Source organism: Streptomyces yamdrokensis, assembly GCF_053890455.1.
In genome coordinates this window covers 5,095,595-5,109,283 of record NZ_CM132679.1, presented here as the reverse complement: position 1 = coordinate 5,109,283, position 13,689 = coordinate 5,095,595, and the positions used below count along the sequence as shown (strand labels likewise).

Annotated in this window: 9 protein-coding genes; 5 read left to right on the top strand and 4 right to left on the bottom strand. The window is 73.6% G+C overall.

Going from position 1 to position 13,689, the window contains the following annotated elements; genetic code table 11:
- The first annotated feature begins 226 nt into the window (after positions 1 to 226).
- The gene (locus ACWZEH_RS22855; RefSeq protein ID WP_456192979.1) at positions 227 to 1,207 is read left to right on the top strand and encodes a zinc-binding dehydrogenase; all 981 of its coding nucleotides are present in this window, start codon (positions 227 to 229) and stop codon (positions 1,205 to 1,207) included.
- A gap of 169 nt (positions 1,208 to 1,376) precedes the next feature.
- On the opposite strand, the gene ACWZEH_RS22850 is transcribed toward ACWZEH_RS22855, so the two are convergent.
- The 3 genes from ACWZEH_RS22850 to ACWZEH_RS22840 all read right to left on the bottom strand — a co-directional run bounded on the left by ACWZEH_RS22850 (position 1,377) and on the right by ACWZEH_RS22840 (position 3,612).
- On the bottom strand, positions 1,377 to 2,792 hold the full coding sequence (locus ACWZEH_RS22850) for an amidase (protein WP_456192978.1): 1,416 nt from the start codon (positions 2,790 to 2,792) through the stop codon (positions 1,377 to 1,379).
- 47 nt (positions 2,793 to 2,839) lie between these two features.
- Positions 2,840 to 3,331 (bottom strand): hypothetical protein, encoded by a 492-nt coding sequence (locus ACWZEH_RS22845; protein ID WP_456192977.1) that lies wholly within the window; start codon positions 3,329 to 3,331, stop codon positions 2,840 to 2,842.
- Between the two features lie 86 nt (positions 3,332 to 3,417).
- On the bottom strand, positions 3,418 to 3,612 hold the full coding sequence (locus ACWZEH_RS22840; protein ID WP_042172665.1) for a hypothetical protein: 195 nt from the start codon (positions 3,610 to 3,612) through the stop codon (positions 3,418 to 3,420).
- Between the two features lie 178 nt (positions 3,613 to 3,790).
- Here ACWZEH_RS22840 and ACWZEH_RS22835 point away from each other — a divergent pair, with 178 nt between their 5' ends.
- The 3 genes from ACWZEH_RS22835 to ACWZEH_RS22825 all read left to right on the top strand — a co-directional run bounded on the left by ACWZEH_RS22835 (position 3,791) and on the right by ACWZEH_RS22825 (position 8,157).
- Positions 3,791 to 5,944: a S9 family peptidase gene (locus tag ACWZEH_RS22835; RefSeq protein ID WP_456192976.1), complete on the top strand. Its 2,154-nt coding sequence runs from the start codon at positions 3,791 to 3,793 to the stop codon at positions 5,942 to 5,944.
- A gap of 453 nt (positions 5,945 to 6,397) precedes the next feature.
- The gene (locus ACWZEH_RS22830) at positions 6,398 to 7,369 is read left to right on the top strand and encodes an ATP-binding cassette domain-containing protein (RefSeq protein ID WP_456192975.1); all 972 of its coding nucleotides are present in this window, start codon (positions 6,398 to 6,400) and stop codon (positions 7,367 to 7,369) included.
- Positions 7,366 to 8,157: an ABC transporter permease gene (locus tag ACWZEH_RS22825; protein WP_456192974.1), complete on the top strand. Its 792-nt coding sequence runs from the start codon at positions 7,366 to 7,368 to the stop codon at positions 8,155 to 8,157. The genes ACWZEH_RS22830 and ACWZEH_RS22825 overlap by 4 nt, the downstream gene beginning before the upstream one ends.
- On the opposite strand, the gene ACWZEH_RS22820 is transcribed toward ACWZEH_RS22825, so the two are convergent.
- The gene (locus tag ACWZEH_RS22820; RefSeq protein WP_456192973.1) at positions 8,138 to 11,323 is read right to left on the bottom strand and encodes an ATP-binding protein; all 3,186 of its coding nucleotides are present in this window, start codon (positions 11,321 to 11,323) and stop codon (positions 8,138 to 8,140) included. The two genes, ACWZEH_RS22825 and ACWZEH_RS22820, sit on opposite strands and share 20 nt — an antisense overlap.
- 579 nt (positions 11,324 to 11,902) lie before the next feature.
- Here ACWZEH_RS22820 and ACWZEH_RS22815 point away from each other — a divergent pair.
- On the top strand, positions 11,903 to 13,567 hold the full coding sequence (locus ACWZEH_RS22815) for an ABC-F family ATP-binding cassette domain-containing protein (protein WP_456192972.1): 1,665 nt from the start codon (positions 11,903 to 11,905) through the stop codon (positions 13,565 to 13,567).
- Positions 13,568 to 13,689: the final 122 nt, after the last annotated feature.

The window sequence follows — 13,689 nt, the reverse complement described above, 5'->3', positions numbered from 1 at the left end:
GAACGGCCCGTTCCCGTCCTCGGGCTCGACGCGGGACGACAAGGGCTCGCCCAGCCGGCAGGCCGCCACGAAGTCGTCCAGGTGAACCGCCGCTGCTCGATGACGCTCCCGCCGCCGCGTGGAGAGCATCACCGCTGGGAGGCGCCCGTCGCGAAAGGCTTGACCTCAAGTGAAGTAGAGGTCGCAGAGTGGGGGTTCTTCTGCAGATCTACCGGAAGGAACGGTCATGCGCGCCGTCGTGCTGCACGAGTTCGGACCCGCTGAGAACCTCCGTTACGAGACCGTGCCCGATCCCGTACCGGGGCCGGGCGAGGTCCGCGTCTCGGTGAGGGCCGCGGGAGTCCACCAGATCGAGACGGCGATGCGCGAAGGGCTGGAGATCGGTCCGCCGCTTCCCGGACTTCCGGCGATCCTCGGGGGAGAGGTGGCCGGCGTCGTCGAGTCGGTCGGGCCGGATGTGGACGAGGCCTGGACCGGCGCCAAGGTGGTGACCGCACACGGCAGGCCGGGGGGCTACGCCGAGCTCGCCGTCGCCGGCGTCTCGTCCCTGCACCGGATTCCGGCCGGACTGGGGTACGAGGCCGCCGCCACCATGGTCGTCACCGGCACGACCACCATCGGCCTGCTCGACATCGCGGAACTCACCTCCGGCGACGTGGTCCTGGTCACCTCCGCGGCCGGCGGCATCGGCCGGCTGGTCGTCCAGTTCGCCCACCGCCTCGGCGCCACGGTCATCGGCGCGGCGGGCGGACCGGCCAAGACGGCGGCCGTGCGGGAGCTGGGAGCGGACATCGCCGTCGACTACAACCTGCCGGACTGGGCGGGCACCGTCCGCGACGCCTTGGGCGGGCGCGGCGTCACGGCCGTTCTGGACGGTGTCGAGGGCGACAAGGGACGGGCCGCCTTCGGGCTGCTGGCCGAGGGAGGGCGCTACATCACCATCGGCGCGGCCTCGCGGGAGGAGTTCCGCCCCGACGAGGCGGAACTGAAGGAGCGCGGCGTGCACTTCACCGACGCACTGGCCCTGCTGCTGGAGGGCCAGGACGCGCCCGCCGACGAGGCCCGCGCGCTCACGGCGGCCGCCGAGGGGAGTCTGGTGCCCGCCTTCCAGACCTTCCCCCTGTCACAGGCCGCCGCGGCGCACGCCGCCCTGCGGACGCGGGCGACGACAGGCAAGGTCGTCCTCGTCCCCGACGCCCACTGGTGAGAGACGGCCGGCGTCGGTCCAGCCGAAACAGTGGTCTCACGAAAACACCGGGCAACGTCGCCCGCCGGCCATGTCGTCAGGACCTGCCAACGGCGGTTCCACCACCCGCACACGGGCGGCCCCTCGCCGCTCCCGGCCGTTCACGTCCCCCACCTGCCCGGCGAGCCCGTCAGAGGTCCTGGACCCGCCGGAACGGCTGGTCGGCCTCCAGCTCGAAGGCGAGCTCCAGCAGCGTCCGTTCGGCGCCGGGGCGGCCGGAGAACATGACGCCGACGGGGAGGCCGTCCGGCGTCGTGCTCGTGGCCGGGACCGAGATCGACGGCGTTCCGACGACGTTGTTGACCGGGGTGAACGCCACGTACGCGACGATGCGGTCGATCAGGGTCGCGTAGGGGACCGTCGGGGCGAGGTGGCCGAGCGGGGGCGTGGTGTGGGCCAGGACCGGGGAGAGGACGAGGTCGAGTCCGCGGAACGCCGCCGCGTACGGCTCCCGCGTGCGCTTCAGCCTCCGCACCACGCCCGGCGTGCGCTGCCAGTTCCGCACGTACGTCTCGCGCAGGCCCCGGCTGAGGCCGTCCATGCGGCGCCGGTCGAAGTCCGGGCCGAGCGTCCTGCCGGTGACGCCGATCAGGAACGACAGCAGGCCCCAGTAGGTGAGGAAGTCCTCCGTGAAGCGCGGGTCGATCGACAACTGGACCGGCTGCACGGTGTGGCCGAGCCGCTCCAGCCGCTGTGCCGTCTGTGTGACGGCCGCCCGGGTCGCGGCGTCGGAGGGGACCCCGCTCGGCGAGTCCACCACGAGGCCGACGCGCAGCCGGCGCTCCGAGGGGCCCTCGACCAGGCCGACGGGCGGCAGCTTCGGGTTGCGCCAGTGCTGCTCGGCGGCGGCGAGGAACGCGGCGCTGTCCCGTACCGAGCGGCTCACGACGCCGTCGGTGACGACGTCGATCGGCAGTTGGCGGCCCTGCGTGTTCGGGATCATCCGGCCCCGGGTGGGCTTCAGTCCGACGAGTCCGCAGCAGGCGGCGGGGATCCGGATCGAGCCGCCGCCGTCGTTGGCGTGCGCGATCGGCACCGCCCCGGCGGCGACGAGCGCCGCGCTGCCGCCGGACGAGCCGCCCGCCGAGTGGCCCGTGTGCCACGGGTTGCGCACGGGCGCGGCGTCCTCGTACTCCGTGGTCGGACTGAACCCGAACTCGGGCAGCCTGGTCTTGCCGAGCACCGTGACGCCGGTGCTGACGAACTGCCGGGCGAACGGGGCGTGCCGACGCGCTTCCTTCGGCGCGAACGCGGCGCTGCCGTGTCCGGTGGGCAGCCCCCGGTAGTCGGTGTTGTCCTTGACGAAGGCCGGCACCCCGGTGAGGGCGCCGGCCGGCCCGGAGCCGTGGTCCGGGACGTCGACGTGCACCTGGACGGCGTGGAGCCGGGCGTCCACGGCCCTGACCCGCGCCGCGGCGTCGCGGGCGGCCTCGGCCGCGCTCACCTCTCCCCGCCGGATCGCCTCGGCGAGCCCGACGGCGTCGTGGTCGCCGAGGGCGTCGTCCCGGAAGGCGTGGACCCTGGTCCGTTCCTCGGAAGTCGTCATCGCCGGCTCCGCCCCTGAACGCGTGGATGCTGGCCCGCCATCATCTCTTACCGACGGGTAACGAGCGAGGGGCCGGCACGCACGAGTCGCTCCGCCGCCGTCCGCGACGCGCCACCACGGGTGAGACGCGCGATGCCGAACCACAGCAGCACGGCGGTGGCGAGCAGCACGAAGGCGGCGCAGTTCACCACGGTCGGGTTGACCCATCCCGGCACCAGGTCGTACTCCGCGTTGCACTTGTTGTGCAACGGGAACAGCCTCTGGGACTCATCGGGATGGGCCGAACGGTAGGCACTGTCGTACGTCTGGTGGTGGGCGTACGCGCACGTTTCGCCGATGTCGAGGCCGCCACTGAGCGCTCCCCGGAGCCAGGCCGCGGAGCCGACGAGCAGCGCGAGGGACCACAGGCGCGCCCACCACAGCGGGCGCTGCCACGATCCGTCGCGCAGGCCGACGGGGATGCGGTAGAGATTCCAGAGACTCCACAGCAGCCACACCACGAGGAGCCCGGTGACAGCGAGCAGCCCGGCTTCCTTCACACGCCCGTCCCAGGGTCCGTCCGGGCCCGCCTGGTGCGCCGACAGCCCGGCAAGAGCCCGGAGCCGGGCCGGGCGGGGCCGGCCGGTCAGAAGTTGATGCTGCCGATCATCCCCGCGATGTTGGTCGTCAGCTCGCTGATCGTGGGCGCGATCGTCGACGACGCCATGTAGAAGCCGAGGAGCATGCAGACGACCGCATGCCCCGCCTTGAGGCCCGACTTCTTGATCAGCAGGAAGACGATGATCGCCAGCAGCACTACCGCCGAAATCGAGAGTGCCACGGCGGCTCACCTCCAAGGATCCCAGGACGACAGGGGGGTAGGAATATGGGGGCAGATAAATCCGTACAGCAGCCAGCAGGTTCATACCCACTATGCGCCAACGATCATAACTATCCGTACGTGCGCATCGGTCGGCGCACGGCCGCACAAGGGGGCGCATGGCCAATATGGTCATGGCATGACCAAAGACGCTGACTCCTTCCCCCGACGGCACGCCCGCACCCAGCGCTTCACGCTCGGCGCGCCGCGTTCGTTCACCGTGTCACCCGACGGTTCCCGGGTGGTGTTCCTGCGCTCGGGTTCCGGTACGGACCGGGCGAATTCGCTGTGGGTGCTCGACCCCCGGGACGGCGGGGAACGCGTGGCGGCCGACCCGCACGCCCTGTTGGGCGGTGCCGCGGAGAACCTGTCGGCCCAGGAGCGGGCGCGGCGCGAACGCAGCCGCGAGGGAGGCGCCGGCATCGTCGGCTACGCCACCGACGCGCAGGTCGAGTTGGCCTCTTTCTCCTTGTCAGGGCGGCTTTTCGCGGCCGAGCTGCGGGCCGGGACGGCGCGTGAACTGCCCACTTCCACACCGGTGATCGACCCCCGGCCGTCACCCGACGGGCGTCACGTCGCGTACGTCGCGCAGGGCGCGCTGCGGGTCGTGGGCGCCGAGGGGACGGACGACCGCGCGCTGGCCGTCCCCGAGACGGAGAACGTCACCTACGGTCTGGCGGAGTTCGTCGCGGCCGAGGAGATGGGACGTTCACGGGGCTTCTGGTGGGCGCCCGACTCGGACCGGCTGCTGGTGGCGCGCGCGGACGACACGCCGGTGAGGCGGTGGTGGATCTCTGATCCGGCGCACCCGGGACGGGAACCGCAGCGGGTGGCGTACCCGGCGGCGGGCACCGCGAACGCGGAGGTGCGGCTGTTCGTGATCGGGCTGGACGGGACGCGCACGGAGGTCGTGTGGGACCGGGCGCGGTACCCGTACATGGCGCATGCGCACTGGTCAGCGGCGGGTGCGCCCCTGCTGCTCGTACAGGCGCGCGACCAGCGCAGTCAGCTGTTCCTGGCGGTGGACCCGGACACCGGGACGACCCGGATGGTGCACGCCGACGAAGATCCAATTTGGCTGGATCTTTTCGCGGGAGTGCCGTGCTGGAGTCCTTCGGGACAGCTGGTCCGGATCACGGACGAGGGGGGTGCACGACGACTCGCCGTCGGCGAACGCCCACTGACCGGACCGCAGTTGCACATCCGCGCGGTACTGGACGTGTCGGACGGCGACGTGCTGGTGTCGGCGTCGGCGGGAGCTGAGCCGGGTTCGAGGCCGGGGGCGGCGGACGGCGGCCCGGAGATCGGCGAGGTGCACGTCTACCGGGTGAACGAACTGGGCGTGGAGCGCGTCTCCCAGGAGCCCGGCGTGCACTCCGCGGTACGCGCCGGGGGCGTGACCGTACTCGTGTCCGCGACACCGGACCGGCCGGGGACGCGGGCGCGGGTTCTGCGTGACGGGAAACCGACGGCGACTGTCCGCTCGTACGCCGAAGACCCCGGTATGTCTCCCCGGGTGACGCTCATCCAGGGGGGCGCACGCAAAATTCCGTGCGCCGTGCTTATGCCAACGGACTACCACGGCGACACTCCCCTCCCCGTCCTCATGGACCCCTACGGCGGCCCGCACGGCCAGCGCGTGGTGGCCGCGCACAACCCCCATCTGACCTCGCAGTGGTTCGCCGACCAGGGCTTCGCGGTGATCGTCGCCGACGGCCGCGGCACCCCCGGCCACTCCCCCGCCTGGGAGAAGGCCGTCAAGGACGACATCGCCGCGATCACCCTCCAGGACCAGGTGGACGCGCTCCAGGCCCTCGCCTCCGACTTCCCGCTCGACCTGGACCGCGTCGCCGTCCGGGGCTGGTCCTTCGGCGGCTACCTGGCCGCCCTCGCGGCGCTGCGCCGGCCGGACGTCTTCCACGCGGCGGTGGTGGGCGCCCCGGTCACCGACCTGCGCCTGTACGACACCCACTACCAGGAGCGCTACCTCGGCCACCCGGACGAGCAGCCGGAGGTCTACCGCCGCAACTCGGTGATCGACGACGCGGGCCTGGTCGACGCCACCGCACCGCACCGCCCCATGATGATCATCCACGGGCTGGCGGACGACAACGTCGTGGTCGCCCACTCGCTGCGCCTGTCCTCGGCCCTCCTCGCGGCCGGCCGGCCCCACGAGGTGCTGCCCCTGTCCGGCGTCACGCACATGACCCCGCAGGAAGAGGTCGCCGAGAACCTGCTCCGCCTCCAACTGGACTTCCTCAGGCGCTCGCTGGGTCTGACGACGCACGGCTGACCACCACCACGGCCCGACCGTCACCACGGCCCGGGGCCGCCGGCGGAGCCCGACCGCCGGCGGCCCCGGGCCGTGGGACCACGGAGCAGCGCCCCCGCCGAGGAGGCCTTCCCGCCGTCGCAGCCGCGTCGAGGCCGCGAGGCCGCGAGGCCGCGTCCCGCGAGATGGTGTGAGCGGTCATGCGCCTCGCCCCCGGTACCCGGCTCGCGAGGATCTCCCCCGTCGGCGCGGCACACGAAGTGGCCCGCTCGGGCCCCAGGAGTGCCCCAGCCGGCCGAAGTCCCCGGCGTGACCTGCGGGTCCCGGTCCGTCGACCGGCTGCACCACCCGGCGGGACGCCATCGGCCGCAACCGGGGAGGCGGTAAAGCGGCCATACCCTCCGCCGCCCGGTTTCAGGGCGCTGAAAGCATCCTGAAACCGCGTTGAACGCGCCCTGCCGCAACCTCTGCGGCATGACGACAACAACATCGCACTCTCCCGCCATCGCGGCCAAGGGGCTGCGCAAGGCCTACGGGGACAGGACGGTCCTCGACGGCATCGACCTGGCGGTGCCGGCCGGGTCCGTGTTCGCGCTGCTCGGCCCGAACGGCGCCGGCAAGACCACCGCCGTGAAGATCCTCTCCACCCTCGTCACCGCGGACGCCGGCGAGCTGCGCGTCGGCGGCCACGACCTGGCCGCCGACCCGCAGGCCGTGCGTGCCGCGATCGGGGTGACCGGCCAGTTCTCCGCCGTCGACGGGCTGATCACCGGTGAGGAGAACATGCTCCTGATGGCGGACCTGCACCACCTGCCCAAACGCGAGGGACGGCGCATCGCAGCCGAACTGCTGGAGCGATTCGACCTGGTGGAGGCCGCGAGGAAGCCCGCCTCCACCTACTCCGGCGGCATGAAGCGCCGCCTCGACCTCGCCATGACCCTGGTCGGCGGCCCGCGCATCATCTTCCTCGACGAACCGACCACCGGCCTCGACCCGCGCTCCCGCCACAACATGTGGCAGATCATCCGCGAGTTGGTCTCCGACGGCGTCACCGTCCTCCTCACCACCCAGTACCTGGAGGAGGCCGACGAACTCGCCGACCGCATCGCGGTGCTGAACGACGGCAGGATCGCCGCCGAGGGCAGCGCCGACGAGCTGAAGCGGATCGTCCCCGGCGGCCACGTCCGGCTGCGCTTCACCGACCCGGACGCATACCGGTCCGCCGCCGTCGCGCTGCGCGGGACCGCACGGGACGACGAGTCGCTGTCCCTGCAGATCCCCAGCGACGGCAGCCAGCGCGAACTGCGCTCCGTCCTCGACCGGCTGGACGCGGCCGGCATCGAGGCGGACGAACTGACCGTGCACACCCCCGACCTCGACGACGTGTTCTTCGCCCTGACCGGCCCGGCCGACGTCACCGACCAGCCCGAGGAGAACGTCCGATGAGCACCCTCTCCCCCGCCGTCCGCGACTCGAACACGATGCTGCGCCGCAACCTGCTGCACGCGTGGCGCTACCCGTCCGCAACCCTGAACCTGCTGCTCACGCCGATCATGCTGCTGCTGCTCTTCGTCTACATCTTCGGCGACGTGATGAGCGCGGGCATCGGTGGCGGCGGCGCCGACCGCTCGGAGTACATCGCCTACATCGTCCCGGGCATTCTGATGATGACCATCGGCAGCACCGTGATCGGGGCCGCGGTGTACATCTCCATGGACATGAACGAGGGCCTCATCGCCCGCTTCCGCACGATGGCGGTCTACCGCGGCTCCGTGATCGTCGGGCACGTCGCCGGCAGCGTGCTGCAGTGCATCGCCAGCGTGGTCCTCGTCGGTGCCGTCGGCGTGGCCATCGGCTTCCGGTCCACCGACGCCACGGCCCTGGAGTGGCTGGCGGCGTTCGGACTGCTCACCATGTTCGCCCTGGCGCTCACCTGGATCGCGGTCGGCATGGGCATGGCCAGCCCGAACCCCGAGGCGGCCGGCAACAGCGCGATGCCGCTGATCCTCCTCCCGCTCGTCTCCAGCGCCTTCATCCCGGCCGACACGATGCCGGGCTGGTTCCGGCCCATCGCCGAGTACCAGCCCTTCACCCCGGCCATCGAGACCCTGCGGGGACTGCTGCTCGGCACCGGGATCGGCAACAACGGCTGGATCGCGATCGCCTGGTGCGTCGGCCTGTCCGCCCTCGGCCACCGCTGGACGACGGCGCTGTTCAACCGCGACCCGAAGTAACCGCCATGACGACGCGGGCCGCCTCCCGCAGCTCGTCCCGCTCCAGGGCGGCGAACTCCGACACCGCGTCGGCGTACGCCGCCCCGGCGGCCTTCCCGGCGGCCCCGACCGCCTTGCGGGCGCGGTCCGCCGACATCGTCGGCTGGTAGTCGCGCAGCACCCGCAGCCGTTCGGCCAGCGCCATCATCCGTACGGCCGAGGTGTCGCCGGAGGCGAGCCCCGCCATGCCGAGGGCGTGCAGCACCGTCCCGAACACAGGGAGATCCATGAGCGAGCCGGCCGGGCCGGAGAGCATGGCCCGCAGCCCCTGCCGCAGCCGGTCGACCGACTCCGCGACCAGCTCGAGACGGCCGGCATGCGCGTGTGCCGTCACCGCCACCGCCTGGACCTTCAGCGCCCACCGGTCGAGGAAGGGATCGCCGCTGTGCGCCGGGCCGGCCTCGGTCACCCCCTCCACGGCGCCGCGCCACAGGCCGAGCCCGACCTCCGTCAGTCCGCGGGCGAGAGCGATCTCGGCGCGGCCGCCGGGGTCGGCGCTGCCGGGGTCGCCCTTCTGCTGGATGCCGACCTCCTCCGCCTGCCGCAGCCAGTACTCGGCCTCGTCGGGGTCGCCGCGCTGCAGACAGGCGAGGACGAGGCCCCAGCGGACGCCGATGGTGTCGTGCTCGTCGCCGAGCCGCGGCAACACCTCGAGCGCCGCCTCGAGATGCTCGTACGCGGCCTCGCCCTGCTCCGTCTGCAAGCACAGCCGGCTCAGCCGGGTGTGACCCATGACCCGCAGGAACGGGTTGTCGACCGGTGCCAGCGCGCAGAGGGTCCGGCGGGCCGAGGCGAGCGCGCGGTCGATGTCGTGCTCCGACTCCCAGACGTAGGTGGCGACGTACTCGGCGACACCGGCGAGCAGCGGCTGTCCGCTGTCGCAGAGCTCCTGCAGCACGTCGTAGTCGGGAGGCAGCATCTCGGGTACCGCGCTCAGCACTGCCGCGACGGCGCGCAGCAGGGTGTCCGGCGGGGCCGGGGGGAGCCGCCGGAGGGTGACGAGCTGGCGTACGACGTGCGGGCCGTAGCCCATGAACAGGCTCACCGTGCACAACACCGCTGCGGCGCGGGCGACTTCGACGTATTCGGGCTCGGGGTGGTAGTGCGACAGCGGCGGGCCGGTGTCCTCCGCGAGGGCGACGAGGCGAAGGTAGTTGGAGTCCGTGGACCACAGGGCGGCGAGGGCGGCGGTGAGAGCGGCGATGGTGGGGCCGTCCGTGCGGACGAGGGCGTGCCGCAGGGCCTGCACGAGATTGTCCTGCTCGGCCCTGACCCGCTCCCTGGTGGCAACGAGGTCTCCGCCGTCCGGGCGAAGCCGGGAACCCGGGGAAGGCTGCGAGCCGAAGAGCCAGTCGTGGTGCGCGACCCCGAAGTCCCGCGCCCAGGCGAGGAAACGGCCGACGGCCTCCTCGTCCTCGCCCGCCTCCGCGCGCCGGGCCGCGCTGAACTCCCGTACGGTCTCCAGCATCCGGAACCGTACGCCGACCGGGGTGTCGACGACGGTCAGCAGCGACTGACCGGCCAGCTGCTCCAGCAGCGTCAGCGCGTCCTCGCCCAACACCCGCTCCGCCGTCTCGCCCAGGAAGCCTCCGGGGAAGACGGACAGAGTGCGCAGCGCGGCCCTGGCGTCCTCCGCGAGCAGGTTCCAGCTCCACTCCACGACCGCGTGCAGCGTGCGGTGGCGCTCCGGTGCGTCCCGCGCCCCGCCGCGAAGGAGTGCGAACCGGTCGCCGAGGCGCCGGGCGATCTCCGGCACCGAAAGGACCCGCACCCGCGCCGCGGCCAGCTCCACGGCGAGCGGCAGCCCGTCGAGGTGGCGGCACAGCCCGGCCACCGCGTCCGGCAGCAGCTCCACGCCGGGCCGGGCGGCCCGGGCCCGCTGCGTGAACAGCTCGGCCGAGGTCTCGGGCCCGAGCTCCGGCAGCGCGTACACCGCCTCCGAGGTGAGGCCGAGCGGAGCCCGGCTGGTGGCGAGCACCCTCAGGTCCTTCGAGGACGCGACCAGGGCCCGGACGAGGTCGGCGGCGCCCCGGACGACCTGCTCGCAGTTGTCGAGGACCAGCAGAGCGGGCCCGGAGCCGAGCGCGCCGAGGATGCCGGACACCAGGTCGGCCGGGGTGTGGCCGCTCATGGCGCCGGACCGTCCCTCGCCCGCGCCGAGCGCGGAGGCCACCTCCACGGCCACGTCCGCGTCCGCGGTGACGCCGGCGAGCGGCACGAAGTACACCACGCGCTGCTCGGCCCGGCGGCTGACGGCGTACGCGAGCCGGGTCTTGCCGAGGCCGCCGGGGCCGACGACGGTGACGGCGCGGAAGGCGCCCAGCAGCCGCTGCACCGCCGCGATGTCCTCGTCCCGTCCCAGCAGCGGGTTCGGTTCGTGCGGCACGCCGTGCCTGACCACGGGCGCCTCGCCGCGCAACAGCTCCTGCTGTACGGCCTTGAGTCCGGCGCCCGGATCCGTGCCGAGCGCCTCGCGCAGCTCCCGGCGGTACGCCTCGTACCGCGTCAGCGCGGCGGACGGGCCCGCCGTCGCCGCCTGGCCGCGCAGCAGCTCGGCGAGCACCTCCTCGTCGCGCGGATGCTCCGCGGCGGCCACGGCCAGCGGCCCGGCCGCCTCCGCGTGCCTCCCGAGCCGGGCGAGCGCGAGCGCCTTCGCCCGAACGAGCGTGCCGCGTACGGGGGCGCGCTCGGTGCGCAGCGCGGTTACGGGGTCGTCGGTGTCACCGGTCCCGTCAGGGGCGCCCTCCCACAGCGCGAGCCCGGCCTCGGCCGCGGCCAGCGATCCCGCGTGGTCCCCGGCCCTGGCCCGGTCCGCGCTCGCGGCGGCGTGCAGCAGCAGGGCGGAGCTGTCGACCCGGTCCTCGGCGAGGGTGAGCCGGTATCCGGTCGGCGTGCTCGCGAGGACGTCGGAGCCCAGCTGCGCCCGCGCCCTGGACACGAGGACCTGCACCGCCTTTCCCGGCCGCTCCGGCAGCTCCTCCGGCCACAGCCCTGCCACGAGCCGCTCGGTGCTGCAGCCCGTGCGCAGGTCGCCCGCGAGCAGTGCGAGGAGGCCGCGGAGCCGGGGCGCGGTGACCTCCTGCCCGCGATAGGCGACACTCGGCAGCAGGGTCAGGTCGATGGTCACCCGTGCAGATTAGCCAAGGCGGCGACCGCCGGAACTCCCACCGGGGCCTGACTCCCGCCGCGCGGACGGCCCTTGCGCGACGCGCGTCCACGGACGACCGTGGAATCCAGCCGCCGGCGGCACGGGTACCGACTCCCCCGAAGCCTCGTCCGCATCCGCCGCTCCGGAGGCTGGGTTCCGTTAACACGGAGGCAACTCCGGTGAATCGGTACCGATATACGGACACGCGAGGCTGCTGCGCGTACGGCCGTGCGGGTGCCGTGAACGGGCCGGGGCGCACCATGTCGCTCCGGCCCGTTGCCCTGCCCGGCCGCCCCGGCTGTACAGCCGCCCCGGTTGTCCCGGCCGCCCGGAAAACCGGAGGAACGGTGGCGGCGCCGCTGTTACCGTGGACGACATGGCACGAGGTATCTGGTCGCAGAAGGTTCGACTCCGCCGCTGACGGCGGCGCCTTCTCCCTGTTGACACAGCGCTCGCCGTTCCGGTTCCTGCCGGGCGGCCGCCTTCTGCTGTCCCCCGGCTCCCCTGCGAGCTGCGGAGCATCCGTTGAACCTCACCCCTGCGACCACCCCTGAAACCATGTTTCCGCCCGCCGCGGCGGGCGGCAGCGCGCACCTCCGTGCCGAGGGCGTCACCCTCACCCGCGGGTCGCGGCGTGTCCTGAACGACGTCACGGTCACCGTCTCCGCCCGGTCGCGGGTCGCCGTCGTCGGCGAGAACGGCCGGGGCAAGACGACCCTGCTGCACGTCCTGGCCGGGCTGCTCTCCCCCGACGAGGGCACCGTGCACCGGGCCGGCACCGTCGGCCTGGCCCGCCAGGAGCTGTCCGCGCGGGACGGCGAGACCGTCGGCACCCTGACCTCCGAGGCGCTGGCCCCGTCCCTCGCCGCCCTCCGCGCGCTGGACGGGGCGGCCCTCGCCATGGCCGAGGGCGACGACCCCGCCGCCGACGACCGCTACGCCGCCGCGCTCGACGCCGCCACCCGGCTCGACGCGTGGGACGCGGAGCGCCGCGTCGACGTCGCCCTCGAAGCCCTCGGCGCCTGCACCGACCGCGGCCGTCCGCTGGCGGCGCTGTCGGTCGGGCAGCGCTACCGGGTCCGGCTGGCCTGCCTGCTCGGCGCGCTCCACGACATCCTGCTGCTCGACGAGCCGACCAACCACCTCGACGCGAAAGGCCTGGACTTCCTGACCCGGCGCCTGCGCGAGCACTCCGGCGCCCTCGCCGTCGTCAGCCACGACCGGGCGCTGCTGCGGGACGTCGCGGACCGCTTCCTCGACCTCGACCCGGCCCGCGACGGGAAGCCGCGCCCGTACGCCGGCGGCTACGACGCATGGCAGGACGCCCGGCGCCGTGAGCGCGAACGCTGGGAGCAGGAGTACGAGGAGCAGCAGGCCGAGCACCGGAGGCTGAGGGACGCCGTGTCCAGGGCGCGCGACCGGCTCTCCACGGGTTGGCGCCCGGACAAGGGCACCGGCAAGCACCAGCGGCAGTCCCGCGCGCCGGGCGTGGTGCAGGCCCTGAACCGGCAGCAGGACGCCCTGGACGCGCACCGCGTCGACGTGCCGGAGCCGCCGTCCGCGCTGCGCTGGCCGGACCCGGGGGTGCGGCCGGGCGCGCCCCTGCTGCGGGCGCACGGCGTCGCGGTCGACGGACGGCTGGCCGGTCCTGTCGACCTCACCCTCGACGGCGGTGACCGGCTGCTCGTCACCGGACCGAACGGTGCCGGGAAGTCCACGCTGCTCGCCGTACTGGCCGGCGCGCTCGAGCCCACGCGGGGGTACGTGCGGGCGGCGAAGGGGGCGCGGGTCGTCCGCGTCACCCAGGAGACCGCCGCGCAGGACCCCGCGCTCACCGCCCGCGAGGTGCACGCCCGCCATGTCGGACGGCTGGTGGCGCGCGGCGCGCTCCGCGGCGCCGACGCCGTCCCGCTCGGGGCCCTCGGGCTGCTGGACTCCGAGGCGCTGCGCACGCCGGTCGGGCGGATGTCCCAGGGGCAGCAGCGGCGGCTCGACCTGGCGCTGGCGCTGGCCGGGCGGCCCGGCCTGGTCCTGCTCGACGAGCCGACCAACCACCTGTCGTCGGCACTCGTCGACGAGCTGACCGACGCGCTCCGCGCCACGAGCGCCGCCGTCGTCGTCGCGACCCACGACCGGCAACTGCTGCGCGACCTCGCAAACTGGCCACGACTGGAGGTGACCGCACTCCAGCACCGGAAGGAGGGGGAGGACGGGGAGGACTAGGCCTGTCCGGCGGATCAAGTCGGAGGCAACCGACGACAACGCCGCAGGCGAGCGTGCCGGACCCCGGGTCTTCGGCATGATCCGCCGGACAGGCCCCAGGGACCGGCTGACGGGGACGGCCG

Coding starts and splice junctions, on each gene's coding strand:
- ACWZEH_RS22825 (WP_456192974.1), top strand. CDS start 7,366: ATGAGCACCCTCTCCCCCGCCGTCCGCGACTCGAACACGATGCTGCGC.
- ACWZEH_RS22815 (WP_456192972.1), top strand. CDS start 11,903: ATGTTTCCGCCCGCCGCGGCGGGCGGCAGCGCGCACCTCCGTGCCGAG.
- ACWZEH_RS22850 (WP_456192978.1), bottom strand. CDS start 2,792: ATGACGACTTCCGAGGAACGGACCAGGGTCCACGCCTTCCGGGACGAC.
- ACWZEH_RS22855 (WP_456192979.1), top strand. CDS start 227: ATGCGCGCCGTCGTGCTGCACGAGTTCGGACCCGCTGAGAACCTCCGT.
- ACWZEH_RS22835 (WP_456192976.1), top strand. CDS start 3,791: ATGACCAAAGACGCTGACTCCTTCCCCCGACGGCACGCCCGCACCCAG.
- ACWZEH_RS22830 (WP_456192975.1), top strand. CDS start 6,398: ATGACGACAACAACATCGCACTCTCCCGCCATCGCGGCCAAGGGGCTG.